The sequence below is a fragment of the Sinorhizobium sp. FG01 genome, from assembly GCF_002531875.1.
Taxonomy (GTDB): Bacteria; Pseudomonadota; Alphaproteobacteria; order Rhizobiales; family Rhizobiaceae; genus Sinorhizobium; species Sinorhizobium fredii_C.
This window is the reverse complement of sequence record NZ_NWTB01000007.1, coordinates 369,886-393,327: the sequence shown is the minus strand read 5'-3', so window position 1 is coordinate 393,327 and position 23,442 is coordinate 369,886. Positions and strand designations below refer to the sequence as shown.

General features: G+C 63.7%; 30 protein-coding genes. 15 read left to right on the top strand and 15 right to left on the bottom strand.

Annotated elements, in window-relative coordinates:
• Positions 1-89 precede the first annotated feature (89 nt).
• Positions 90-707: a Crp/Fnr family transcriptional regulator gene (locus CO656_RS14280; RefSeq protein WP_234819767.1), complete on the bottom strand. Its 618-nt coding sequence runs from the start codon at positions 705-707 to the stop codon at positions 90-92.
• Positions 708-1,062: 355 nt separating this feature from the next.
• On the opposite strand from CO656_RS14280, the gene CO656_RS14275 reads away from it, so the two are divergent.
• Positions 1,063-1,410 carry a hypothetical protein gene (locus CO656_RS14275; protein WP_097526200.1) on the top strand — a complete coding sequence of 116 codons (348 nt, stop codon included), beginning with the start codon at positions 1,063-1,065 and terminating at the stop codon, positions 1,408-1,410.
• Between the two features lie 410 nt (positions 1,411-1,820).
• Here CO656_RS14275 and CO656_RS14270 read toward each other — a convergent pair whose 3' ends face one another.
• Positions 1,821-1,982, bottom strand: a complete 162-nt coding sequence (locus CO656_RS14270) for a hypothetical protein (RefSeq protein WP_097526199.1) — start codon at positions 1,980-1,982, stop codon at positions 1,821-1,823.
• Positions 1,983-2,168: 186 nt separating this feature from the next.
• On the opposite strand from CO656_RS14270, the gene CO656_RS14265 reads away from it, so the two are divergent.
• From CO656_RS14265 to CO656_RS14245, 4 genes are all read left to right on the top strand, one after another.
• Positions 2,169-2,480 (top strand): PepSY domain-containing protein, encoded by a 312-nt coding sequence (locus CO656_RS14265; RefSeq protein WP_037417535.1) that lies wholly within the window; start codon positions 2,169-2,171, stop codon positions 2,478-2,480.
• Between the two features lie 64 nt (positions 2,481-2,544).
• The gene (locus CO656_RS14260) at positions 2,545-3,150 is read left to right on the top strand and encodes a general stress protein (protein ID WP_037417538.1); all 606 of its coding nucleotides are present in this window, start codon (positions 2,545-2,547) and stop codon (positions 3,148-3,150) included.
• A gap of 305 nt (positions 3,151-3,455) precedes the next feature.
• A complete protein-coding gene (locus CO656_RS14250) occupies positions 3,456-4,265 on the top strand; it encodes a hypothetical protein (RefSeq protein WP_037417541.1) in 810 nt (269 codons plus the stop codon).
• A gap of 12 nt (positions 4,266-4,277) precedes the next feature.
• Complete coding sequence (locus CO656_RS14245; protein ID WP_037417544.1) at positions 4,278-4,988, top strand: metallophosphoesterase; 711 nt, start codon at positions 4,278-4,280, stop codon at positions 4,986-4,988.
• Positions 4,989-5,002: 14 nt separating this feature from the next.
• Here CO656_RS14245 and CO656_RS14240 read toward each other — a convergent pair whose 3' ends face one another.
• A complete protein-coding gene (locus tag CO656_RS14240) occupies positions 5,003-6,172 on the bottom strand; it encodes a zinc-dependent alcohol dehydrogenase (protein WP_037417546.1) in 1,170 nt (389 codons plus the stop codon).
• A gap of 52 nt (positions 6,173-6,224) precedes the next feature.
• Positions 6,225-7,202: an SDR family oxidoreductase gene (locus tag CO656_RS14235; protein WP_097526197.1), complete on the bottom strand. Its 978-nt coding sequence runs from the start codon at positions 7,200-7,202 to the stop codon at positions 6,225-6,227.
• 235 nt (positions 7,203-7,437) lie between these two features.
• Here CO656_RS14235 and CO656_RS14230 point away from each other — a divergent pair, with 235 nt between their 5' ends.
• Positions 7,438-8,562, top strand: a complete 1,125-nt coding sequence (locus CO656_RS14230; RefSeq protein WP_234819777.1) for a DNA topoisomerase IB — start codon at positions 7,438-7,440, stop codon at positions 8,560-8,562.
• 98 nt (positions 8,563-8,660) lie between these two features.
• Here CO656_RS14230 and CO656_RS14225 read toward each other — a convergent pair whose 3' ends face one another.
• The 3 genes from CO656_RS14225 to CO656_RS14215 all read right to left on the bottom strand — a co-directional run bounded on the left by CO656_RS14225 (position 8,661) and on the right by CO656_RS14215 (position 9,953).
• A complete protein-coding gene (locus CO656_RS14225) occupies positions 8,661-9,353 on the bottom strand; it encodes a BON domain-containing protein (RefSeq protein ID WP_037417552.1) in 693 nt (230 codons plus the stop codon).
• Positions 9,354-9,472: 119 nt separating this feature from the next.
• Positions 9,473-9,667, bottom strand: a complete 195-nt coding sequence (locus CO656_RS14220; RefSeq protein ID WP_037417555.1) for a hypothetical protein — start codon at positions 9,665-9,667, stop codon at positions 9,473-9,475.
• Between the two features lie 40 nt (positions 9,668-9,707).
• Complete coding sequence (locus CO656_RS14215; protein WP_097526196.1) at positions 9,708-9,953, bottom strand: hypothetical protein; 246 nt, start codon at positions 9,951-9,953, stop codon at positions 9,708-9,710.
• 170 nt (positions 9,954-10,123) lie between these two features.
• On the opposite strand from CO656_RS14215, the gene CO656_RS14210 reads away from it, so the two are divergent.
• Together CO656_RS14210 and CO656_RS14205 are read left to right on the top strand one after the other, a co-directional pair.
• Positions 10,124-10,981, top strand: a complete 858-nt coding sequence (locus tag CO656_RS14210) for an SDR family oxidoreductase (protein WP_037417562.1) — start codon at positions 10,124-10,126, stop codon at positions 10,979-10,981.
• Positions 10,982-11,106: 125 nt separating this feature from the next.
• Positions 11,107-13,071: a protein-L-isoaspartate(D-aspartate) O-methyltransferase gene (locus tag CO656_RS14205; RefSeq protein ID WP_097526195.1), complete on the top strand. Its 1,965-nt coding sequence runs from the start codon at positions 11,107-11,109 to the stop codon at positions 13,069-13,071.
• 32 nt (positions 13,072-13,103) lie between these two features.
• Here the strand turns inward: CO656_RS14205 and CO656_RS14200 are convergent, their stop codons facing one another.
• Both CO656_RS14200 and CO656_RS31245 read right to left on the bottom strand, forming a co-directional pair.
• A complete protein-coding gene (locus tag CO656_RS14200; protein ID WP_037417565.1) occupies positions 13,104-13,427 on the bottom strand; it encodes a hypothetical protein in 324 nt (107 codons plus the stop codon).
• 17 nt (positions 13,428-13,444) lie between these two features.
• Entirely contained in the window at positions 13,445-13,576 is a 132-nt protein-coding gene (locus CO656_RS31245) for a hypothetical protein (protein ID WP_083853972.1), read from the bottom strand.
• A gap of 172 nt (positions 13,577-13,748) precedes the next feature.
• Between CO656_RS31245 and CO656_RS14190 the strand changes: the two genes are divergently transcribed.
• The 3 genes from CO656_RS14190 (at position 13,749) to CO656_RS30220 (ending at position 14,808) form a co-directional block, all read left to right on the top strand.
• Positions 13,749-14,255, top strand: a complete 507-nt coding sequence (locus tag CO656_RS14190; protein WP_037417568.1) for a DUF892 family protein — start codon at positions 13,749-13,751, stop codon at positions 14,253-14,255.
• A gap of 87 nt (positions 14,256-14,342) precedes the next feature.
• Positions 14,343-14,597 (top strand): hypothetical protein, encoded by a 255-nt coding sequence (locus CO656_RS14185; protein ID WP_097526194.1) that lies wholly within the window; start codon positions 14,343-14,345, stop codon positions 14,595-14,597.
• Positions 14,598-14,634: 37 nt separating this feature from the next.
• The gene (locus CO656_RS30220) at positions 14,635-14,808 is read left to right on the top strand and encodes a hypothetical protein (RefSeq protein WP_086022744.1); all 174 of its coding nucleotides are present in this window, start codon (positions 14,635-14,637) and stop codon (positions 14,806-14,808) included.
• On the opposite strand, the gene CO656_RS14175 is transcribed toward CO656_RS30220, so the two are convergent.
• Complete coding sequence (locus CO656_RS14175) at positions 14,805-15,080, bottom strand: hypothetical protein (protein WP_097526193.1); 276 nt, start codon at positions 15,078-15,080, stop codon at positions 14,805-14,807. The genes CO656_RS30220 and CO656_RS14175 overlap by 4 nt on opposite strands.
• 148 nt (positions 15,081-15,228) lie before the next feature.
• On the opposite strand from CO656_RS14175, the gene CO656_RS14170 reads away from it, so the two are divergent.
• The gene (locus tag CO656_RS14170; protein ID WP_097526192.1) at positions 15,229-15,576 is read left to right on the top strand and encodes a hypothetical protein; all 348 of its coding nucleotides are present in this window, start codon (positions 15,229-15,231) and stop codon (positions 15,574-15,576) included.
• Positions 15,577-15,620: 44 nt separating this feature from the next.
• On the top strand, positions 15,621-15,812 hold the full coding sequence (locus CO656_RS14165; protein ID WP_037417580.1) for a hypothetical protein: 192 nt from the start codon (positions 15,621-15,623) through the stop codon (positions 15,810-15,812).
• Positions 15,813-15,884: 72 nt separating this feature from the next.
• Here the strand turns inward: CO656_RS14165 and CO656_RS14160 are convergent, their stop codons facing one another.
• Complete coding sequence (locus CO656_RS14160) at positions 15,885-16,160, bottom strand: hypothetical protein (protein ID WP_037417583.1); 276 nt, start codon at positions 16,158-16,160, stop codon at positions 15,885-15,887.
• A gap of 322 nt (positions 16,161-16,482) precedes the next feature.
• Between CO656_RS14160 and CO656_RS14155 the strand changes: the two genes are divergently transcribed.
• Positions 16,483-17,037 (top strand): DUF4142 domain-containing protein, encoded by a 555-nt coding sequence (locus CO656_RS14155; RefSeq protein ID WP_097526190.1) that lies wholly within the window; start codon positions 16,483-16,485, stop codon positions 17,035-17,037.
• On the opposite strand, the gene CO656_RS14150 is transcribed toward CO656_RS14155, so the two are convergent.
• Positions 17,034-17,456, bottom strand: coding sequence for an META domain-containing protein (locus CO656_RS14150; protein WP_097526189.1), 423 nt, complete (start codon positions 17,454-17,456; stop codon positions 17,034-17,036). The two genes, CO656_RS14155 and CO656_RS14150, sit on opposite strands and share 4 nt — an antisense overlap.
• A 160-nt stretch (positions 17,457-17,616) precedes the next feature.
• Between CO656_RS14150 and dxr the strand changes: the two genes are divergently transcribed.
• Entirely contained in the window at positions 17,617-18,789 is a 1,173-nt protein-coding gene (gene dxr / locus CO656_RS14145; protein WP_037417589.1) for a 1-deoxy-D-xylulose-5-phosphate reductoisomerase, read from the top strand.
• A 17-nt stretch (positions 18,790-18,806) separates the two neighbouring features.
• Here the strand turns inward: dxr and hemA are convergent, their stop codons facing one another.
• The 3 genes from hemA to CO656_RS14130 all read right to left on the bottom strand — a co-directional run bounded on the left by hemA (position 18,807) and on the right by CO656_RS14130 (position 23,391).
• On the bottom strand, positions 18,807-20,021 hold the full coding sequence (hemA, locus tag CO656_RS14140; RefSeq protein ID WP_179864764.1) for a 5-aminolevulinate synthase: 1,215 nt from the start codon (positions 20,019-20,021) through the stop codon (positions 18,807-18,809).
• A 210-nt stretch (positions 20,022-20,231) separates the two neighbouring features.
• Positions 20,232-21,029, bottom strand: coding sequence for a xanthine dehydrogenase family protein subunit M (locus tag CO656_RS14135; protein WP_097526188.1), 798 nt, complete (start codon positions 21,027-21,029; stop codon positions 20,232-20,234).
• 16 nt (positions 21,030-21,045) lie between these two features.
• A complete protein-coding gene (locus CO656_RS14130) occupies positions 21,046-23,391 on the bottom strand; it encodes a xanthine dehydrogenase family protein molybdopterin-binding subunit (RefSeq protein ID WP_097526187.1) in 2,346 nt (781 codons plus the stop codon).
• Positions 23,392-23,442 lie beyond the last annotated feature (51 nt).

Sequence of the window (23,442 nt, the reverse complement as noted above, 5' to 3'; positions counted from 1 at the left end):
TGGCCGAGCAGTTCTTCTACAAGGAAATCGGTCCCATAGCTCCGCGCGTCCTATCAGACGCGTAAGGGTCGCTGCAGCACTTTGGCCCGCTACCCTTCCTTTCCCGCGAGCATTTCAAGGGCCGCAAGGTCGCAGAGCAACAGCCTGCGGCCGCGTCTCTCGATCAGTCCCCTTTTCGAGAGAGTGCTCATTTCCCGAGAAACCGCTTCCCTCTGCGTGCTGATGGAGGCGGCCAGTTCGAAATGAGTGGGCGCCGGGTTTATGACGGCCTGCCTGTCGTCTGCATGCGCTTCGTCAGCGCGGCGAAGCAATTCGAGGATGAGACGCCGACGCACGACCAGAGTACTGAACTCGTAAACCCGGTCGGTCATGTGCCTTATGCCCGCCGACAGGTATTCGAGGAGAGCCCACGAAAACTCCGGGTGGTCCGCGATCAGGCTGCGGAAGTCCTTCGCCGGCAACCTTGCGGCACGCGTCGCGTCGATGGCCAGGACTGTCGCCGATCGCGCCTTGCCATCGATAGCGGCCAGTTCCCCGACGATATCACCGGGCCCGCGGTCACCGTAAAGGACCTCGCGACCGTTCGTCGAAAAGAGGGTCACGCGGGCGTGTCCCTCAAGTATGAAGAACACATCGCGCCCGCTTTCGCCATGGGCGATGATCAACTCCTGGGGGGCGTAACTACGAACGATCCAGCGCTCCGACAACGCAGCAACGGCCTTATTGTCCAGTCTCGAAAGGAAATCAGGCGAACGTGTCATGGCCAGTGCTTCCGTTCGGCCAAATCTACATCCTTTGGCTTCGGCAGCAAATGGAAATAGGGCCCTGGCCGTCGGCGCACGGTCTCCGTTTGAGTTGGATTGTCAGCCCCTGTGCGAATAATCACAGACGAAGTTATGCACGCCTAGTAACCTCAGGCACAGGTCTTGTTCGGACCTTTCTCGGCTACCGCGCCGCACGTCGTACAAGACGCGCAAAGGTGCTGTAGCACTTTGAATTGCTGCATGATTTTGTCCTTAAATCGATTCCCGATCTAAGGAATTATGCAGCAGGGAGGCGACGATGTGCAGATACACAGTTCTCGCGGCTCTTTGCGTGACGGCAAGCAGCGCCTTCGCGGGTGAACTTGAGGCCCTGCAAGGCGAAAGCATCGACCTCGGCGCTTACCATGGCGTCGTCTATTACACGGAAGCCGGTGACGATTTCCGTGTGGTCACCACGATCGCGGACGGAGAGGCGGGTTCTCCCGTGCGCTTCGAGGTGACACTGGACGAGGGCCGAGGCCTCACGATTTCGATTCCAGGCCGGTTGGACGAGCCCAGCCAAGCCGTCGAAATCTCCCGGACCGGCGGCAAACTCTTCGTGGAAGGCGCCGAGCACGCTCCCCAACTGGTACATGCCGGTAAATAGATTCGGTTCGCCCCGCCCGAACGCGATGTTTTGCGGGAGACAAACTTCGCTCAAACGTCGTGATGGCGAGGTGCGCGGGCTAGATCTCGTCGGCGCCCCCGGAGACATGCAGCATTTCAAAGTGCGACAGCGACTTTGCGCGTCTGATAAAAACGCGCGGCGTTGTGGGACCGTGTCAACCGCGACGGCAGGCGGATTGCGGCCGGAATCCGAAAGTCGCGACGTCAAAGAACATGACGTCTCATAGCCAAACACCCCCTTTTGAGCGTCTTGCCACTGTAACAATCGGCGCCTACACTGCTTTTACTGTCCCTCTCGTCGCTGACCACGGATGTACTGGCAGTGGCGGGAGGTGGCGATGAGAGGTCGGGCTGAGCCCGGCCTTTTGTTTGCGCCCTTGCTTGAAGGCCTCAGCCCTTGCCCCGTTGCGGGTCCTTGCCCGTCGCCTGGCTGCTCTTCTTCGTCTCGCCTTTCTGGTTGGCGTTCTTCTTAGCCTGGTCGCCTGCGCGATTTCCGGCATGCGTTCCGCTGGAGCCCTTCGGCGCCTTGCCGTCCTTCACATTTGTAGCCATTGCGCTCTCCTCAGAGATTTCGATTGACGGCAGCGCCAACCGTCGAAGCCCGGGAAAGTTCCGGGAGAACGCCTCTCCTTGGCGCCCGCTTACCCGGCGCACTCCTCCGCGGCGCGCAACTCGGAACCAAACCATGACCGGCCAGTTTGGTTAACCGGGGAAAGAATCCCCGAGAGAGGAAAGGCTATGAAAAACACGATCTTTGGCGTTGCAGTGCTTTTGAGCGCTGCGGCAATGCCGGCCTTTGGGCAGTCGGCAACTTCCGGCGGAAGCACACCGGCGATCGCCACTCCCGGCGCTGAGAACCCCGAAGCCCCCGTCGCCGGCAAGAACAGTTTTACGGAAGACCAGGCGCGCGAGCGGATCGAGCAAGCCGGATATGCCGACGTCAAGGGGTTGAAGCTCGACGATCAGGGTATTTGGCGTGCAACCGCCATGAAGGACGGCAAGTCCGTCACCGTCGCTCTCGATTACCAGGGCAACATTACCGCACTCTAGCTGCGTGGTTGCGGCCGGGAACGAGGCGGTGATCCCCTTCAACGCTACAGAAAGGGAGAAGAAGATGAGAACTGTGGCAGGGCTTTTCGACGACTATCACGATGCCCGACAGGCGGTGAACGACCTAGAGGCGGCAGGCATTCCGTCGGAGGATATCAGCATCGTCGCCAACAATGTCGGCGATCGCTATTCGGGCGAGAGTTCAGGGGCGGCTGAAGGAGCCGGCGTCGGTGCTGGTCTCGGTGCAGCCGGCGGCGGCGCCGTCGGTCTCTTGACCGGGCTCGGGCTGATGGCCATTCCGGGCGTCGGACCAGTCGTCGCCGCTGGTTGGCTCGCCTCGACGGCGGCCGGCGCAGTCGCCGGAGCCGTGGCGGGTGCCGCCACCGGCGGCATTGTCGGCTCGCTGACGGACTCCGGCGTTCCCGAAGAGGACGCCCATCTTTACGCCGAGGGCGTGCGGCGGGGCGGCACGCTGGTCGTGGCAAAGGTCGACGAGGCCCTCGTCCCGCAAGCCGATGCGATCTTAAGAAACCGCCATGCCGTCGACGCCTCGGTTCGCCGGCGCGCCTATGTCGAGGAAGGCTGGAGCACGTTCGACGCCGCGTCGGCGCCGATGAGCCTCGATGACGTTCAGCGCGAGCGCGAGCGCTACCGCCCACCGGCGCTGTAGCATTGGCCCCATGGGCGCAGCCGCACGCGGCCGCGCCCATGAATCCGACTTCGCCACGTGCTTCCGGCGGAGGTCTTTCTCCGGCTTCTTCTCTGTGCCTGTCACAGGGATACAGCAGCGTCGCGTCCGCGGTGCGGAAGAGTCTCTCAGCCAAGGACTTGGCTGGCTGGATTTCTGTGACAAGCACAGAAATGAGGGAGAGGAGCTGCCGCACAAACGACCCAGTCACTAGGCGCTGTCGATGCTGCGGAACCTAGCCGAGTTCTCGCGTGTTCTCGTAGGTGTTCCGTCGCAGGAGAGAAAGCATGCCATCGGCAACGCCACCCAAGTCGAAGTCGCCGCGAACGACCCGCAGGCCACTCGCGCTGCCGCAGCTTGTCGATGAGAAGGCCGAAGCCTTCGTCGCCACTGCGATTGCGGAACTGGTCAAATCCAAGATCCCGTTTCTGATCGCCGGCACCTTCGCCGTCAGCGCCTATACCGGCATCTCGAGGCCGACGAAGGATCTCGACGTCTTCTGCAAGGCCGGCGACTACACCCGCATCCTCAAGCATTTCAAATCGCGCGGCTACTCGGTCGAGATTGAGGACGACCGCTGGCTCGGCAAGGTCTACAAGGGCAAGTTCTTCTTCGACGTCATCTTCGCCTCGCCGAACGGAACCATGCTCGTCAACGATGCCTGGTTCGAACACGCTCTTCCGGTGGAACTCAGCGCCTCGCCGGTATCGATCGTCTCTCCGACCGAACTGGTCTGGTCGAAATCCTTCATCCAGCTTCGCGAGCGCTACGACGGCGCCGACGTCGCCCACACCATCCTCAAGACCCACGACCGCATCGATTGGCGCCGGCTGCTCGAATATATGGAAGCGCATTGGGAGGTGTTGCTGATCCACCTCCTCAATTTCCGGTGGATCTACCCTTCGGAGCGCGACAGGGTTCCATTGTGGCTGATGGACGAGCTTTTGAGCCGGCTGGCGGCGCAGCGGGATCTGCCGCTGCCGCAGACGAAAATCTGCCGCGGGCGGATGTATTCGCGCACCGACTACCAGATCGACGTGACCGAATGGGGGTTTGCCGATGTTGGCGGCGACCTCGAGATGCCGACAGGAAAATAGGGAGTTGTCACCATGGGCAAGGTGAAAGTCGCCGCGGTTGCGGACCTCCACATGAAAGAGGATGGTTCGGTCTCCTTTACGGACCTGTTTTCGGAGGTCTCCAAAGTCGCCGATGTGCTGGTGATCGCCGGCGACCTGACCGATCTCGGCAAGCCGGCCGAAGCGGAGCTGCTCGCCGCCGATCTGAAATATTGCACGGTTCCGGTGGTGGCGGTTCTCGGCAATCACGATCACCAATGTGACGCGGTCGAGGAGATCTCGTCGATCTTCATGAGGGCAGGTGTCCATCTCCTGGATGGCCAGGCGGTCGAGATCGCCGGTATCGGCTTTGCCGGCACGAAGGGTTTCGTCGGCGGTTTCGGACGGCATATGCTCGGTTCCTTCGGCGAAGCTGCACTGAAGACCATGGTATCGGCGACCGTCGATGAAGCGATGCGCCTCGAAAACGCGCTGCGCAAGACCAGCGCCGAGCATTCCGTGGTCGTGCTTCACTACGCGCCGATCGCCGAGACCGTCGCGGGAGAACCGGAAGAGATCTATCCCTTCCTCGGCTCCTCCCGGTTCGCGGAAACCATCGACCGGTTCCGCGTCAGCGCCGTCGTCCACGGCCACGCCCACAAGGGCACCTACAAAGGCACGACGCCGGGCGGCGCACCGGTCTTCAACGTCGCTGCTCACGTCGAGAAGCCGACAGGCCGGCCCTATGCGATCCTGGAGTTCTGAGGGAGCACCTCCCCTCAAGGCCTCAGGACGACCTTGACGCAGCCGTCTGCCCGCTTGTTGAAGGTCTGGTAAAGGTCCGGCCCCTCCTCCAGCGAGCCTCGATGGGTGATGACGAAGGAGGGATCGATCTCGCCCTTGCGGATGCGATCGAGCAGGATGGGCAAGTAGCGCTGAACGGGTGTCTGCGCCATGCGGAAGGTCAGCCCGCGATTGATCGCCGACCCGAAGGGTATCTTGTCGAGATATCCGCCATAGACGCCAACGATGGAGACCGTGCCAAAATTCCGGCAGCAATGAATTGCCTCGCGCAGCACATGCGGACGGTCGGTGCCGAGATAGGCGGCAACCTTGACGCGGTCGACGAGCGAATCGAGGCTCGCCCGGCTGTCGGCCTCCGTCCCCACCGCATCGATGCAGGCATCCGCGCCGCGCCCATGGGTCATCTCCATGATGCGCTCGTAAATATCCTCCTTCATGTAGTCGAGCGTCGCCGCGCCCGCCGATTCGGCAAGCCGCAGCCGCTCGGGAACGGTATCGACGGCGATCACCCGTTCCGCCCCGAGTAGAAGGGCCGAACGGATGGCCATCTGGCCGACAGGCCCGCAGCCCCAGACGGCGATCGTATCGCCGGGTTCGATGTCGCAGAATTCGGCCGCCATGTACCCGGTTGGGAAGATATCCGAGAGGAACAGAACCTGCTCGTCTGTGAGCTCCTCCGGTATCTTGACCGGCCCGACATCCGCATGCGGCACGCGCAGATACTCTGCCTGGCCGCCGCTATAGCCGCCGAGGAGATGCGAATAGCCGAACAGGCCGGCGGGCGAATTGCCCCACATCTTCACCGCCTTCTCCCGGTCTGGATTGGTTCGCTCGCAGGCGGAGTGAAAGCCCCGCTGGCAGAAGAAGCACTCGCCGCAGGCGATGGTGAAGGGCACCACGACACGGTCGCCGACCTTCAGCTTCGTCGCCGCCTTGCCGAGCGCAACCACCTCCCCCATGGTCTCGTGGCCGATGACGTCGCCGTGCTCCATCGCCGGGATGAGGCCGTTGTAGATATGCAGGTCGGAGCCGCAGATCGCGCAGGCGGTGACCTTGATGATGGCGTCGCCCTCGTCCTCGATCGCCGGATCGGGAACGCTCTCGCATCGGATGTCGCCTTTGCCGTGCCAGGTCAAAGCCTTCATTGCAGGATTCCTCCACTGTCGTCAAAACGGGGCCACGCGCCAAGGAGAGTCCTTAGCGCCGCCGGTATGAGGTTCGCGGTACGATCACCGCCGCAAGAGCCAGGCCGACGAGCGCCGCGGCTGCAACGGCGGCGATCGGGACCCTGCGCTCGGAACGCCATCCGCCTTCGATACCGCCGGCATTTGGCGGGGCCCGGAACAGGTTGCCATTGCTTCTTTCGGCGCGCGGCGCTCGCCGGAGATAGGACGAGGTCAGGCGGGCGAGGACGCGGGAGGTCGTGTTGGGGGCAAGAAAATGGGCAAGCCGCGCCAGGTCGGCAACGGCCCCGACGGTGACGGAGCTGCGCGGCCGTTCAGCCAGACGAACAATGGCGCGGGCGGCCCGCCGCGCATCGTAGACGGGAGGCGGAACGCTCAGCCTGCGGCCGGTGTAATTCGCGCCATGGGCAACTCCCGGCGTGTCGAGGAAGGTCGGATAGACGTCGCAGATGTGAATGTCCGGTTCTTCGGCGAGTTCGGCGCGCAGCGCTTCGGAAAAGCCGCGAAGGCCGAACTTGCTGGCGCTGTAGGCCGCCGCAAAGGGCGTCGAGGCAAAGCCGCCGAGCGATATCATGTTGATGAACGTGCCGTGGCCCTGCTTCAGGAACACCGGGATGGCTGCATGCGCATCGTTGACGTGGCCGATCAGGTTCGTGCGGATGACCTGCTCATGCGCCTCGATCGGCGTTTCCTGGAAACGGCCGACCGCGCCGACGCCGACATTGCTGAACCAGACGTCGATCCTGCCGAAGGACAGGGCCTTGGCTGCCAGCTCCTTGACCGCATCCGCTTCGGTCACATCGGTCGGCACGACGAGCACGGCCGCCCCGAGATCCCGGCAGGTTCGCGCTACCCGTTGCAGCGCCACCGCGTCGCGCGCGGCGAGCACGAGCTTCGATCCCCGCCGGGCAAACTCCTCCGCCGCCGCCTGTCCCACTCCGGACGAGGCTCCAGTGATCACCACCACTGCATCTCTGAGTGCTTTCCGCATGGCGCGTCTCCCGCTCGAGCAAGTGCCGATGGAACCGCCTGCGATCGATTATGTTCCGCTGGCCGTGCCGGCTTCGGCGCCCCTAAATCGGTCCGGCGGCGCATCCGGCATGGAACCGGACCCGCATGGCGGCGCGTTAGTTCTCGATCGAAATTTCACCTGCCACACCTGCCAAAGGAAGGGCCGCTCAATGCCGCTGCAAGTCATTTCCAATCCGACCCGCCAGGCCGCGGCCATGCGGCGCGGCGGCGGGCGCAGCCGCAACAGCGGCGGTCCGGCCCCAGGCGAGGCCCGGCCGAAGGAAAGCGGGCTCGTCTATGTCAGCGATTCGGAGCCGGGCATCAGACGCCAACGCGCCGGCAAGGGCTTCGTCTATCGGCTGCCGGACGGCTCCGTCCTGACCGATCCTGCCGTGAAGGCCCGTATCGCCTCGCTCGGCCTGCCACCCGCCTACGAAAAGGTGTGGATCTGCCTGGATGAGAACGGCCACCTGCAGGCGACCGGCTACGACGTACGCGGTCGGAAGCAATACCGCTACCACACGGAATGGCAGGCGCTGCGAAGCGGCGACAAATTTGCCCAGCTCCTTCTGTTCGGGAAGGCGCTGCCGAGGATCCGGCGCACGGTCCGCCGGCACATGGAAGGCGGAACCGGCGACGCACGAACGGTCCTCGCCGCGCTTGTCGCGCTCCTCGACGAAGTGCATCTCCGGACGGGAAGTCCCGCCTATGTCCAGGCGAATTCGACCTATGGCGCGACGACGCTTTTGAAACGCCATTTACGGCTCCTCGACGGCAGCATCGAACTGCGCTTTACCGCCAAGGGCGGCAAGCGCGTGCAGAGGCGGCTGCGGCGCCCGAAGCTGCAACGCCTGCTCGAGGACATCGCCGACCTGCCGGGACGGCAGCTCTTCGTGTGGAGGGACGACAACGACATACTGCGCCCCGTCGACTCGGGTCGTCTCAACCGCTATCTGGCGGAGGTGGCGGGTTTTCCGGTTTCGGCCAAGACATTCCGAACCTGGGCGGGCAGCGTTGCCGCCTTCACGGCCGCCCGCGAGGCGATGGATAAAGGTAAGCGCCCAACGGTCAGAGAAATGTGCGAGGCGGCCGCCGAGACCCTCTGCAACACGCCGGCAATCTGCCGCAAAAGCTACATCCATCCGGACATCATTGCGCTCGCCGGCGCTGCCAGTGCAGCCTCCGCCAGCAAGCTCAGCCGCCGCGGGCGGGCTAACCCGGAACTCCGGGTCGAGGAAGCGCGCATGCTCAATTTCCTTGTGCGCGCCGCACGCGCGGAGCGGCAGGCCAACGCCTCGATGAACGGAGTGGCGGCGGGCCTAACAGCGCCGAGCGTCTAATTAGACGCGTCGCGGCAGCACTTCGAATGGCCGCATCGTCATTCCCTTGACTCGATTCCGATTTAAGGAATCGTGCAGTGAGCCCCGCCGCCGGCTGATTAGAGGTTCCGGTTGGTTTCGCCGGTATTCCAGCCGGAGGTCCCACCCGAGGTTCCGCCAGCGCCTCGCACACGGATATTGTTCTGGACATGGCCGACGCCGGAGACGTTTTCCGCCAGGTCTTCGGCGCGGCGTTTCGCCCACTTGGACTCGACGAAGCCGCTGAGCTGAACCTCGCCGCCCGTGACCGAAACCTCGATCTCGGAAGCGTCGAGCGCTCCGTCATCGCTCAGCCGATCGCTGACATCCTCCTGGATGCGGCTGTCGGAACGGGTATAGCCCTTCGGCCCCTTGCCGCGATGTTGGTCCATCTGCCGCCGGCGCTCGGCATCTTCGTCGCCGAACCAGGAGGCCACCTCGTCGCCGGCCCGCTCGAAGAAGCCCCTCTCCTCGTCCCAGTCCCGGCCGGAGCGCGAGTGGGAGGACCGGCTGCGGTCGCCGTAGTCGGAACCATAATCGCCATATCCACGATCCCGGTTCCAACGGCCGTAGTCCTCGCCCATCCGGCGATAGGGTCCGGCGGTGGACTCGGCATCCGGAAAATACTCGGAGTTCTCGTAATCGGCGCCGCGAGGTTCGACTGTCTGCGCGAAGTGCCGCCGGCTGCGTCTTTCCTCACCGTACCAATCCCTGCCGGCTTCGCGCGAACGCCAATCGGGATCGTCCCGCTTCCACTCTTTTCTCCTGGCCATCGGTAGCTCCTTTCCCTTTCGGTTCCTTTCATGATGTTCACTCTTCCAAACCAGCAAAAAGCGCCTCGGTTCCGCTGCGCGCAATGCACAACGGAACCGAGGCGCCATCGCGGGCCGGGTCAGTCGTCCTTTGTCTTAAGGGCGTGCGAGACCTTGCCTCGGTGCGGATCCTTCAGGTTTTCGTCGGCCGCATCCCGGTCATGCTCCGGGTCGTCCTTCGCCGGCAAATAGCCTCTTGGCCGCGTCTCCTTCGGCCCTTCCCACCGCGGCGATTGCTCCGTGGTGCCGGGCGCTCCGTCCTTCGGGGTCTTCATCGTCTTTCTCCTGTTGAGCCGCCTTCATTCCTGGTCTTTCTCAGTCCTGATCCTTCATCGTCGGCAACGGGAACCGCTGGTCTTCGTCCTCGAGGTCGGATTCGACGACATAGCCATCCCTCTTGCTGTGCATCGCCTCGCGGGCGGCGCTCTTCCTGACGAGTTCGTCCGGCTCGAGCGGCTGGTCGCCGGCCTCCGGATGAGGATCGCTGTCGGTTTTCACGGGCTGGGCGCTGTCCGACGTGACGTCCGGCACGCCCTTTGATCTGTTCTCGTCTTTTGCCATTTCTCGCCCTCCTCGGGTTGTCGCTTGGTCAACGCCAGCCCTAAGGCGAAGTTCCATCACCCCGGCTCTCCGATCGGAACAAAGCCCGGCAAGCACGAGTTTGGGGGCTGCCGCCGTCTCCGATGGCGGACCGAAATCAATCGCATCGAATTACCAAGGAGACCTGGACCATGGAGAATTTTCCGCGCCCGCCGTTCGAGCGTCAAAGCCAACCCATGCCCGGTACCACGGACCGCATGAATCCTCTGCCGGACCACGGGGAGAAAACCTACAAGGGATCGGGCCGGCTGCAGGGCAAGAAAGCCATCATCACCGGCGGAGACAGCGGCATCGGCCGGGCGGTCGCGATCGCCTATGCGCGGGAGGGCGCCGATGTCCTGATCTCCTATCTGAATGAGCACGAGGATGCGAAATCGACCAAGGCGCTCGTCGAAGAGGCCGGACGCAAGGGCGTGCTCGTCGCCGGAGACATCCAGACCTCGGAACACTGCAAGCGCATCGTCGAGACGGCGATGAACGAACTCGGCGGCATCGACATTCTCGTAAACAACGCGGCCCACCAGGCCTCGTTCCCGGATATCGCCGACATCACCGACGAAGAATGGGAGCTGACCTTCCGCGTGAACATCCATGCGATGTTCTTCCTCACCCGCGCAGCGGTGCCGCATATGAAGCCGGGCTCTTCGATCATCAACACCGCCTCGATCAATGCGGATGCCCCGAACCCGATCCTGCTCGCCTATGCGACCACCAAGGGCGCCATCCAGAACTTTACCGCCGGCCTGGCGCAAATGCTTGCAGACAAGGGTATCCGCGCCAACGCTGTGGCGCCGGGTCCGATCTGGACGCCGCTCATCCCCTCGACCCTTCCCGAGGATACGGTGATGAATTTCGGCAAGCAGGTGCCGATGAAAAGGCCCGGGCAACCGGTGGAACTCGCCTCGGCCTACGTCATGCTGGCGGATCCGCTGTCCAGCTACGTCTCCGGCGCGACGATCGCCGTGACCGGTGGCAAGCCGATACTGTAGCGGCATCCCGCTCGCCGCCAGCGGCTGCGCCACGCCTCGCGGGCATGGGACATCGGTGCGTTTCGCGGCTGTCGGACTGAGCGGCGTCGGTGCCGGCGGTTGCATCGCTGCAAGGAGGGTCCGTCATGATCGATTTTTCCCATGCTCGCGAGAGAATGATCCTGTCCCACCTCTCGCGCCGCGGCATCCGGGATCCCGACGTTCTTGAAGCGATGCGGATCGTCCCTCGCGAGGCCTTCGTCGAGCCCGGCTTCGAGGAATTCGCCTATGAGGATTCGGCGCTGTCGATCGGCCATGGCCAGACCATTTCGCAGCCCTTCATCGTCGCGCTAATGACGGAAAAGGCGGAGCTGCAGCCGGGCGATACCGTTCTGGAGATCGGCACCGGATCGGGCTATGCGGCGGCGATCTTGAGCCGCATTGCTGCCCACGTCTACACGGTAGAGCGCCATGCCGGCTTGGCCGAGGCCGCCGAAAGTCGCTTCACCAAGCTGGGCTTCGACAATATCTCCCTGCGGGTCGGCGATGGAACGACGGGCTGGCCGGAAGCCGGGCCGTTCGATGCCATCCTCGTGGCAGCGGGCGGTCCGGACGTGCCGCAGGCCCTCAAGGAGCAGTTGGATCTCGGAGGCCATTTGGTAATCCCGATCGGCCCGCGTGACGCGCAGCGCCTTATGAGGATCACCCGCGTCAATGCCACTACGTTCGAGGAACAGGATCTCGGCGGCGTTAGGTTCGTGCCGCTCATCGGTGAGCAGGGCTGGCAGGAAGAGAGGAACCAACCCGGCCGCTCGCGCAGCCTGCCCGAGTTGATCGCCGACGCGGCCGAACCGCTCCCCGATTTCGACGACCCCGCCTTCGGGCGCCTCTTCGACCGCTTCGCCGAACGCCGGTTGGTGTTGCTCGGCGAGGCAAGCCACGGCACGTCGGAATTCTATCGCGCGCGCGCCGCCATAACGCAGCGGCTTATCGAGGCGCATGGCTTCACCATCGTCGCCGTCGAGGCGGACTGGCCGGATGCCGCGGCGGTCGATCGCTACGTCCGCCACCGGCCGCCGAGCGCCCGACCGCAGGTTCCCTTCCAGCGCTTCCCCACCTGGATGTGGCGAAACCGCGAGGTAATGGACTTCGTCGAATGGCTGCGCAGTCACAACGAGGAAAAGGATGAAGCGTCGAGAGCGGGATTCTATGGCCTTGACATCTACAATATGAGCGGCTCGATTGCCGCAGTCCTCGCATATCTCGACAAGGTCGATCCGCAGGCGGGAGCGATTGCACGCCAGCGCTATGGATGCCTGACGCCTTGGCAGAACGAACCGTCCACCTATGGCCGGGCGGCCTTGAGCAAGAGCTTCCGCGAATGCGAGGAGGCGGTCGTCCGGCAGTGCCGCGACTTGCTGGAAAGACAACTTGAGGCCGGCCGGGAGAGCGGCGACGACCTGCTGGATGCTGCGCAGAATGCGCGGCTCGTCGCCTCGGCGGAAAAATACTACCGCGTCATGTACTACGCCGGTGCGGAGTCTTGGAACATGCGCGACACCCATATGTTCGAGACGCTGCGGCATGTTCTCAATGCGCGCGGATCCGGCGCCAAAGCCGTCGTCTGGGCCCATAATTCTCATATCGGCGACGCCCGCCACACGGACATGGGAACGGCACGCGACGAGCTCAATATCGGTCAGCTCTGCCGCGAGCATTTCCCCGATGAGACGGCGCTGATCGGCTTCGGCACCCATGACGGGCAGGTCGCCGCGGCAAGCGACTGGGGAAGCGAGATGGAGGTGAAGGCGATACGGCCGTCGCTCGGGGGCAGTTACGAGCGGCATTTCCATGATTCACGGGTCGGCCGCTTTCTCCTGGACCTCTCCCAAGACCGGGAACTTCGCGACCGTCTGCTCGAACCGAAGATCGAGCGATTCATCGGCGTGATCTACCGGCCGGATACCGAGCGGCTGAGCCACTATGCCCATGCCTCGCTGCCGCGGCAGTTCGACGCCTTTGTCTGGTTCGACAAAACGTCGCCGGTTATACCGCTGGCGCGCGAACATGTCGGACCGGGCCTGCCCGAGACCTTCCCCTTCGGACTATGAACGGAGTGCGCGCCTGCCGTTGCGGGCGATCTTCAAAGCTGGGTGGAAATGATGTTGTCGACCGTGACCTGGCCGGCGATCAGTCCGCGTTCCCAGCCCGGAGGCGCCGGTCCCTCTTCGATCACGGTATAGAGCTTTTCATTGCGAAAGGCGCTCGCCATGTCGGTAGTCACGCCTTCCGCCGGCTTTGCGTCGATCTCACGGAAATCGAGCTCGGCTTCCGAGGCGACGATCCGGGCGTCACCGGCCGAGCGTGCTGCGACGACCACTTCACCCTGGTACCTGGCATTCTGCCAGTTCGGGTCCCCAGGATCAGCGAGCGGCGTTAGCCGGTAAATCTTCAGTTCTTCCTGCATGAGCTTCCTCGAGGTGGTCATTCCGACTGGTCGATCGCATGGGGCGCCGGCTGCCCCTCTTCGGCCGGTCCGTCGAACGGAAAGATCGTCCAAAGCACGGCAACCAATATCAGGGCGACGATCACTGCTGCGGCCACGGTCTTCGACATCGTACCTTCCGGCGATTGCTGTGATTGAATCAGAAAAACCTGCGGTTTTGCTGCTTCCTATCAATCGCCAGGGATTGGAATTGTTCCGCGGCGGTCTTCGCACTCCACCCTTCCCCACGGAACCTTTCGCAGCAAGGCCGGTTGGATCACGTCCAATCAGGAGGAACAAGCGATGCACAAGGCGAGCGAACACTTACAGGCTTGGCTCCGGGATGCGCATGCCATGGAGGAGCAGGCGATCACGATGCTGACCAGTCAATCCCGGCGGCTGGAAAACTATCCTGAGCTCAAAGCCCGGATCGATCGCCACCTGCAGGAGACCCGCGACCAGGCCGCGATGCTCAAGCGGTGCCTGGAGCGACTGCATGGCGGGACCTCCGCAGTCAAGGATATCAGCGGCAAGATCGTAGCCATCGGGCAGGGTTTGAGCGGGCTCTTCGTCAGCGACGAAGTCGTCAAGGGTTCGCTTGCCAGCTACACGTTCGAACATATGGAAATCGCCAGCTACAAGATCCTGATCGCTGCCGCAGACTATGCGGGCGACGAGGAGACGAAGCGGGTCTGCGAAACCATCCTACAGCAGGAAGTCGAGATGGCCGAGTGGCTCGACCAGCATGCGGCGGAAATCACTCGCACCTTCCTGGAGCGGGATCAGCGCGGCGTGACTGCCAAGCATTGATAGGTGATGCCAGCCCTGTGGCACGCCCCAACCAGGGGAACAAACTCTTTAACTCCGCTTTCCTCTCTCAGAAGAAGGAAGGACACGATGGTACGCAACAGCGCAAACGACCCTCGCAGGAACCCCGCTCCGCCCGCCGATGAAGAGGTGCCGGGCACGCCGGAAAGCATGAAAGTCCGACCGGTCGTCCAAGGCCGTGTACGCCCGGTGCGCAGCAGAGACGAGCAGAACGTCGATCCGGACGAGACCCTTCCAAGTGACGAAGAGGAGCAGTCGATCGCCGACAATCCCTCGCGCGAAGAGGTGCGCTTCGGCGATGTGAAGGCGCCGAAGCCTGACTGACCCGCGGCCGGGGCTCTATCGCAAGGAGGCACCGAACATGTTGATGGACTATTTCTGGCTATTGGTGACCGGTGGCGGTGCCTTCCTCCTCGGCGCGGCCATCGCCTATGCGATCATGCGGCAGAAAGCGCTCCCGCCCGTGACGAAGGAAGCCCAGAAGCGCGAGATCGATAGGCTCTACGAGCGTCCTCCGGAAAACAACGCTCGCTAAGTCGCCTCAGGACCCGCTTGCCTCGCCGTGCGTTCCAATGCCGCGAGCGCCTCCCCTTCCGAGTGGCACAACAGATTGAGCTCGACCGGCTGCCGCAAAGCGATCTGGATATGATGCGGTCCGGACGCTCGGATCAGACCGTAGCCAGGAAACCGTCCATTGCCGGGGCGCCGATTGTTCCAGCGATTGACCTCGCGGTAGCGCGGCGCCTCATAAGCGTGGGAGGCGCCGAGGATACGCGAACACTCTTCGTAGAACGCTTTTCTGTCCATAGCTCGAGGCTCGGTCAATCCCACCGGTGCTTCCCGCTGCACCCAACGCTCGGGCACTCCTGGAGGTTCCGGAGCGAATCGGTGGCGGGCCCGAACGGGAACAAACGCTGCAAAAGCCAGTTGTTCTGGCGGCAGAAGGGAGAAAAGCATGTCCAAGCTGCCCAAGACGGCAAACAACCCGGCACAGTTGCGCGGAGACATCCAGCACGGCAGGACCGGCGACAAGAGGCCGGGGTTCGATCCGGCCGCGGCACCGCTCGAGACCGACGGCGAGGCGGCGGGAACTCCGCTCGATGCGCAGATGACGCAAGAAGCGAGAGCAGCGCAGCATCACGGCGAACCGGCTGTCTCCACGGAGTTCGGCGATGCCATGCGCCCCTTTGCCACCGAACATGACCGCCCCTCGAGGCCGCGGCTGGGACTGTCGCTGCTGATCTTCGGCGTTGTGCTTGCCGCAACCATTCTGATCTACGCCGTCGCCGCCGACTGGCTGTGATGGGGCACGCCGTCTCGCGACGTGGCGAACCGAAGGAGTTTCGAATGCCCGATCCTCGCCCCGACAAAAGAAACCCCCTTCCGGAATTGTCCGCCCGGGAAGAGGCGCTCTACCTGCGCCGGTCGTCGACGCGTTTTCTCGAATGCGCCATTCACCTCTGTGCCACGCACATGTCGCTGGACGAAGTGGCCGAACTACTCGAGAAGGAAGCGGAGCAGTTGAGGCGCTTTGGCTGATTTTTGCACGCGCAAACGCCCTGGGTACCGGTGTCCGAGAGCGAATGTTCCTCCTCGAAGGTGCAGAGCTCTTCAGTCGAAGATCGCCCCTTTTGCGCCCTCATATTCGCGCGCCAGTGTCTCGATGGCGGAAGACGCTTCCTTGTAGCTCCAGCCTGCCGCTTCGGCCTGGTGAGCCAGAGCGGCCAGGTCGTCGGTCATTTCTCCGCCGATGGCTGCCACGATACTGTCCTGGGATTTTGCAGCGAGGTCCGCCACCGCCGGTCTCAGAGCCGCGACGCAGTCTGCCTGCCGGCCCGGATAGTCTGCATCCCGCTGCGGACGGGAAATCGCATGTGAGTCCGCCATGTCTGTCTCCTTCGCTCGATCCGGATCTTCTTGCAACGGAGGGAGTAATGGTGGATTTGGCCGATTGTTCCTGCGGCCGTCGATTGCGACCATTGGCCGACGTTCCGGAGCAACGGCACCACCGGCCGCGGAGCAGCTTACGCGGGGTAGTCGGCTTCGCTTTCCGCGCTCTGGAACAATTTTCCGCGTCGCGAATTAATTGGGCATCGCTCCAGAGATGGTAGCGACAATCAAGTCCCCCACCTTCGCTGTAGGCAGTGTCCGCATCTGCGGGCACTGCCGGGGCGTGTCTACCGTCCCTTAGCGCTCGCGAGGATCCGTCATGAGACGCCGTCATGTTCTCTGTCTGGCCGCCGCCGGCGCCTTGCCTATCTGGCCGCCCTTGGAAAGCGCTGTCGCCCAAGAGATGGCGGCTGATGATGCCGAGCGGAAACACGCCCGATCGGCAATGCGGGTCGGCGCCCTCTCCTTGGCCGCCAGCCGTACGGCCGAAAACACGACGAGCGACGCCCTCCTGAAGCAATTTGCCAAATGGGAAATCGCCGAGCAGGAGGCGGCCTCCAACGTCCTTCGATCGATGGAACCCTATGGCGGGACAAGCGACGGTTCCGGCCCGCCCGCCGACGCTCAATTGGAAACGATGTTGGACGCGGAAGGCCGCACCGCGCTTGAAAAGCTCAGAAGCTTGCAGGGGCCCGCCTTCGACAAGGCCTATGTGTTGCTGCAGTCTGACGGGCACAAGAAACTTCTGGCGATCCACGAGGAATATGTGAGATCGGGCCGGGACCGCGAGCGACGGAACGTCGCAAGGCTTACCCGCCTGCTGATCGAAGAACACCTCGAACATCTGGAGATGCTGCGGATAAGACTTGGCTAGCCCTTGACACTCACAAGACGCATGACCGACGCGCCGTCCGGTCCTGCCAGAGCAAGCATCGCGCCATTCACCTTCCAGGCGAGTGCGGCTTTCAGCATGTCGAGAAGCCTCTGCTCCTGCTCCATGACGGCGGGGGAACAGGTGGTATGCGTCACCTCGGTCGGGCCGAAGGTGATCGTTCCTTCCGAGAGGCTGAAGGCGCCGGTGAAGAAATTGCAGCCGCCCGTGCCGCCATAGGTACCGTCCTCGCGGATTTCGAGAACCGCCTCGGGATCGTCGACCGCTTCGCCGGAGTTGATGGTCTCGGCGCGCCAGGAACCGATCAATTCCTGCGGCACGTTTTCGGCGCCGACCGATCGCAGCGAGGCAAGCTCGATCAGCACGCAGGCGCAGGATGCGGCTGTCAGGACGTTGAGCATCGGAACTCCTCATGCGATCGCTGCGGCATTGCCGCCGCATCGATTCCTACCCCAGGAGCGCCGGATAAAGAAGAGCGGCCGCTTCTACGCTTGTTGCCGGCGGGTTTCGGCTGTAGAGCCTATCCAAAACGTATCAACAAGAAGAAAACGGGATCTGGCAATGGCATCCGGCGAGGAAGGCAAGCGCCGCCTGACGGTACTGGGCTCGACCGGCTCGATCGGCACCAACACGCTCGACGTCGTCGAGCGGCTCGGCGGGCGCGACCGCTTCGAGATCGCGGCCCTGACCGGCAACGGCAACATACCCCTTCTCGCCGAGCAGGCGCGGCGCATGGGGGCAGAGCTGGCGGTAACCGCGGACGAACACCGCTACAACGAACTCAAGGATGCCCTTGCCGGCAGCGGCATCGAAGTGGCCGCCGGGCGGAGCGGCCTGGTCGAGGCGGCCGAACGCGATTCCGGCTGGCTGATGGCGGCAATCGTCGGCAATGCGGGTCTTGCGCCGACGCTTGCTGCGGCGCGGCGCGGTGCCGACATCGCGCTTGCCAACAAGGAATGCCTCGTCTCCGCTGGCAGCCTGTTCATCGAGGCGGTCAGCAAGGGCGGAGGCCGGCTGCTGCCCGTCGACAGCGAGCACAATGCGATCTTCCAGGTGCTGGAGAACGACCAGCGCCATGCCGTCGAACGGGTCGTCCTGACGGCCTCGGGCGGTCCGTTCCGCACGAAGACGCTCGAAGAGATGCGGCATGTGACCGCCGACATCGCCCGCGCCCACCCGAACTGGTCGATGGGGCTGAAGATCTCGATCGACAGCGCCTCGATGTTCAACAAGGCGCTCGAAATGATCGAGGCGCGCCATCTTTTCCGCCTGCGCCCAGACCAGATAGAGGTGATCGTCCATCCACAGTCGATCGTCCATTCGATGGTCGGCTACAGCGACGGATCGGTGCTCGCCCAACTCGGCTGCCCCGACATGCGTACGGCGATCGGCTATGCGCTTTCCTATCCGAAACGCTGCGACCTGCCGATCGAGCGGCTCGACTTCGCCAAGCTCGCGCGGCTCGATTTCGAGGCGCCGGACGAGGCGCGCTTCCCGGCACTCCGCTTGGCGCGACGCGCCATGGAGGCCGGCGGGATTCAGGGTGCGGTGCTGAACGGCGCCAAGGAAACTGCCCTCGAAGCCTTCATCAAGGGCCGCATCGGCTTTCTCGCCATGGCGGAAATCGTCGAAAAAGTGATGGATCGGCTCTCAGACCTGCCGGCCGCGATGACCATGGACGACGTCTTCGCGGCGGATGAAAAAGCCCGGCATGCGGCGGCCGGGCTGATCTGATCCAGGTTCGCCGTAGCTTACGCGACCGCCCTTGCCAGCGCGCAGCGCGACCACAGCGAATGCAGCGCGCCGACCAGGTGGTCGATGTCGTCATCCGAATGCAGCGGCGTCGGCGTGATGCGCAGTCGCTCGGTCTTTTTCGGAACCGTCGGATAGTTGATCGGCTGGACATAGACGCCGAAATTGTCGAGCAGCAGGTCGGAGATCCACTTGCACTTGGCGGCGTCGCCGACCATCACCGGGACGATATGGCTCGGATTAACCATGTGCGGAATGCCGCGCTGATCGAGCAGCGATCGCAGCCGGCGCACCCGCTCCTGATGGGCGAAGCGTTCGCGCTGGCTTTCCTTGAGATGCCGGATCGAGGCGAGTGCGCCGGCGGCAAGCGCCGGCGGCAAAGCGGTCGTGAAGATGAAGCCGGAGGCGAAGGAGCGGATGAAATCGCAGAGCGCCGCCGAACCGGTGATGTAACCGCCCATGACGCCGAAGGCCTTGCCGAGCGTACCCTCGATCACCGTCAACCGGTGCATCAGCCCCTCGCGCTCGGCAATGCCGCCGCCGCGCGGGCCGTACATGCCGACCGCATGCACCTCGTCGAGATAGGTCATCGCGCCATATTTGTCGGCGAGATCGCAGAATTCCTTGATCGGCGCGATGTCGCCATCCATCGAATAGACGGATTCAAAGGCGATGATTTTCGGTGCACGCGGATCAGCAGCCGCCAGTTTCGCCTCGAGATCGGCCACCGAATTGTGCTTGAAGATGACGCGCTCGCATTTCGAATGCCGGATTCCCTCGATCATCGAAGCGTGATTCCCGGCGTCCGAGAAGACGATGACGCCGGGAATCTTGGAACAGAGCGTGCCGAGGGCGGCCCAGTTGGAGACATAGCCGGAGGTGAAGAGCAGCGCCGATTCCTTGCCGTGCAGGTCGGCAAGTTCGCGCTCGAGGAGAACGTGGTAGTGATTGGTCCCGGAGATGTTGCGCGTTCCGCCGGCGCCGGCGCCGCATTCGTCGATCGCCCGCTTCATCGCTTCGGTGACGACCGGCGACTGACCCATGCCGAGATAATCATTCGAGCACCAGACCGTGACCTCCTGGGTGCCGTCGGCCGTGTAGCGCGTCGCCTTCGGAAAATCACCGCGGTGGCGGGCGAGATCGGCGAAGACCCGATAGCGGCCTTCGTAATGCAGCCCGTCCAGCTCGTTTTTGAAGAAACTCTCGAAATCCATCATCATCTCCGATGCCCTGCCGCCTTTCTTCATTCAAAGCGACCAGGGGTCAACCCCGGAACGGCCTCCGGCCACGCGACTGCGGCAAAAGGCCTCTAGTTTTGAACTATTCCAAAACGGCTAAGGCAACTCAATCCCCTTAACTTTGATCGAAGTCAAGCAATTGCAAAAAGGACGGCCGCGGCCGTCCTTTCTTTCCTTCTCGCGTCCTCAGGCAGCCGCCACGGCACGCTTGGTCATAACCTTGACGAGATTGGCGCGGTAGGCGGCGCTGGCGTGAAGGTCTGTCAGCAAATCCGATGCGTCGACCGTTACATTCGCCACCGCATCCGGCGACCAGTTGGCGGAAAGCGCCGCCTCCAGGCCGTTATGGCGGAAGACGCCGTTGGAGCCGGCTCCCGTCACCGCGACGCGGACATTGCCGTCGTCGCGCCGGGCGACAAAGACGCCGGTCATGGCGTATCGCGAGGCTGGGTTGGCGAACTTCTGATAGGCAGCCTTGGCCGGCGCGTCGAAGCGCGCGGCGGTGATGATTTCTCCTTCCTCCAGCGCCGTTTCGAACAGGTCGGTAAAGAAGTCGTCCGCCTTGATCTCACGCCGGTCGGTGACGATCACCGCATCGAGCCCCAGCATCGCGGCCGGGTAGTCCGCCGCCGGGTCGTTGTTGGCGATCGAGCCGCCGATCGTTCCCATGTGGCGCACCGCCGGGTCGCCGATGTGGCCGGCGAGGTCGCAGAGGGCCGGGCAGACCGCGCCGAGCTCGGCTGAGATGGCGACCTCCTCATGCGTCGCAGCAGCGCCGATCCGGACGGAGCGGCCGTCGACCGCGATCCCTTTCAACTCGGTGATGTGCCGCAGATCGACAAGATCGCTCGGCGCGGCGAGCCGCAAGCGCATGGTCGGGATGAGCGTCATGCCGCCAGAGAGATATTTGCCCTCCGCCGCGGCGCCCATCATCTGCACCGCTTCCTGGATCGAGGAGGCTCTGTGATAGTTGGTCTCATACATCCTAAGTTCCTCCCGATCAGTGCGCGGCTTGAGCCGCTGACCAGACCTTTTCCGGCGTCGCCGGCATCGTCAGCTGATTGTTGCCGATCGCGTCGGTGATCGCGTTGATCAGCGCCGGCGGTGAGCCGATCGCGCCAGCCTCGCCGCAGCCCTTGACGCCGAGCGGATTGTTCGGACAGGGGGTGTTCGAGGTCGACACGTTGAACGACGGGACGTCGTCGGCGCGCGGCATCGCGTAGTCCAGGTAGCTCGCCGTCAGCAGTTGGCCGCTGTCATCGTAGCGGACCCCCTCGAGCAGAGCCTGGCCGATGCCTTGCGCCAGCCCGCCATGCACCTGGCCCTCGACGATCATCGGATTGATGATGTTGCCGAAATCGTCCGCCGCGACGAACTGGACGATATGCGTGCGGCCAGTCTCCGGATCGACCTCCACTTCGCAGATGTAGCAGCCAGCCGGGAAGGTGAAGTTGGCCGGATCGTAGAAGGCGCTTTCCTTCAGCCCCGGCTCGAGTCCCGGCGGCAGGTTATGGGCGGTATAGGCGGCAAGCGCCATCTGGAACCAGGGGACCGACCTGTCGGTGCCTGCGACCTTCAGCGCCCCGTCTTCGATGACGATGTCGCTCTCGTCCGCCTCCATCAAATGCGCGGCGATCTTCTTCGCCTTGGCCTCGACCTTGTCGAGCGCCTTGGCCAGCGCCGACATGCCGACCGCGCCGGAGCGTGAGCCGTAGGTGCCCATGCCCATCTGCACCTTGTCGGTGTCGCCATGGACGATGTTGATGCTGTCGATCGGCAGGCCGAGCCGGTCGGCGACGAGCTGGGCGAAGGTTGTTTCATGCCCCTGGCCGTGGCTGTGCGAACCGGTCATTACCTCGATTGTGCCGGCCATGTTGACCTTGACCTCGGCCGATTCCCACAGTCCGACGCCGGCGCCGAGCGAACCAACCGCCGCCGAGGGCGCAAGCCCGCAGGCCTCGATGTAACAGCTCATGCCGATGCCGCGTTTCATTCCGCGCCCTTCGGCCTCGGCCTTGCGGGCCGCAAAGCCGCTCCAGTCTGCCGTCGTCATCGCCGCGTTGAGCGAGGCTTCGTAGTCGCCGGCATCGTAGTTCATGATCACCGGCGTCTGGTGCGGGAAAGAGCGGATGAAATTGGTGCGACGCAGTTCCGCCGGCGAAATGCCGAGCTCGCGCGCCGCCGTCTCCATCGTCCGCTCGAGCAGGTAGGTCGCCTCCGGTCGTCCGGCGCCGCGATAGGCGTCGACCGGCACCGTGTTGGTATAGACGCTGCGGACATTGGCGTGGATCGCCGGGATGTCGTACTGACCGGAAAGCAGCGTCGCGTAGAGATAGGTCGGTACGCAGGAAGAGAAGAGCGACATATAGGCGCCGAGATTGGCGATGGTGTCGACTTTCAGCGCGATGATCCGGTTGCCGGCATCGAAGGCCATCTTCACGGTCGAGACGTGGTCGCGGCCATGGGCGTCGGTGAGAAAGGCTTCGGTGCGGTCGCAGGTCCACTTGACCGGCACGCCGGTCCGCTTCGAGGCCCAGAGACAGACGATCTCCTCCGGATAGATATAGATCTTCGAGCCGAAGCCGCCGCCGACGTCGGGGGCGATCACCCTGAGCTTGTTTTCCGGTGCGACATTGTAGAAGGCGCTCATTACCAGCCGCGCCAGATGCGGGTTCTGGCTGGTCGTGTAGCAGGTATAGTGATCGTCGCCGGCGTCGTAGATGCCGAGCGTGGCGCGCGGCTCCATTGGATTGGGCGCCAGGCGGTTGTTGTAAATTTTGAGCTCGGTCACATGGGCCGCGGCCGCAAGCGCCCGGTCGACGGCCGCGGCATCGCCCAGCTCCCAGTCGAAGATCAGGTTGTTGGGCGCCTCGGGGTGAAGCTGCGGCTCTCCGTAGGCGAGCGCCTGCAGCGGATCGGTGACCACCGGCAGGAGGTCGTAGTCGACGACCACCGCTTCGGCCGCATCGCGCGCCTCGGCGACACTGTCGGCCACCACGATCGCCACGGCGTCGCCGACATAACGCACCGTCTTGTCGGCCAGCGGCCGCCAGGCGCCCATCTTCATCGGCGAACCGTCCTTGGAGTGGATCATCCAGCCGCAGATCAGGTTGCCGATCCCGTCGGCCAGCAATTGCTTCCCGTCGAGCACATCGATGACGCCCGGCATCGCCCTGGCGGCGGTCGCGTCGATGCCGGTGATCGTCGCATGCGCATGCGGACTGCGCACGAAGACCGCATATTTCATGCCGGGAACCGACATGTCGTCCGTATAGCGCCCCTTGCCCGTCAGGAAACGCCTGTCTTCCTTGCGCGCCACGCGCGCGCCGATGCCATCAACGCCCATTGCCTATCTCCTCCCGAGACATTCAGCTGGATTGGTTCTGCCGGTAGCGGC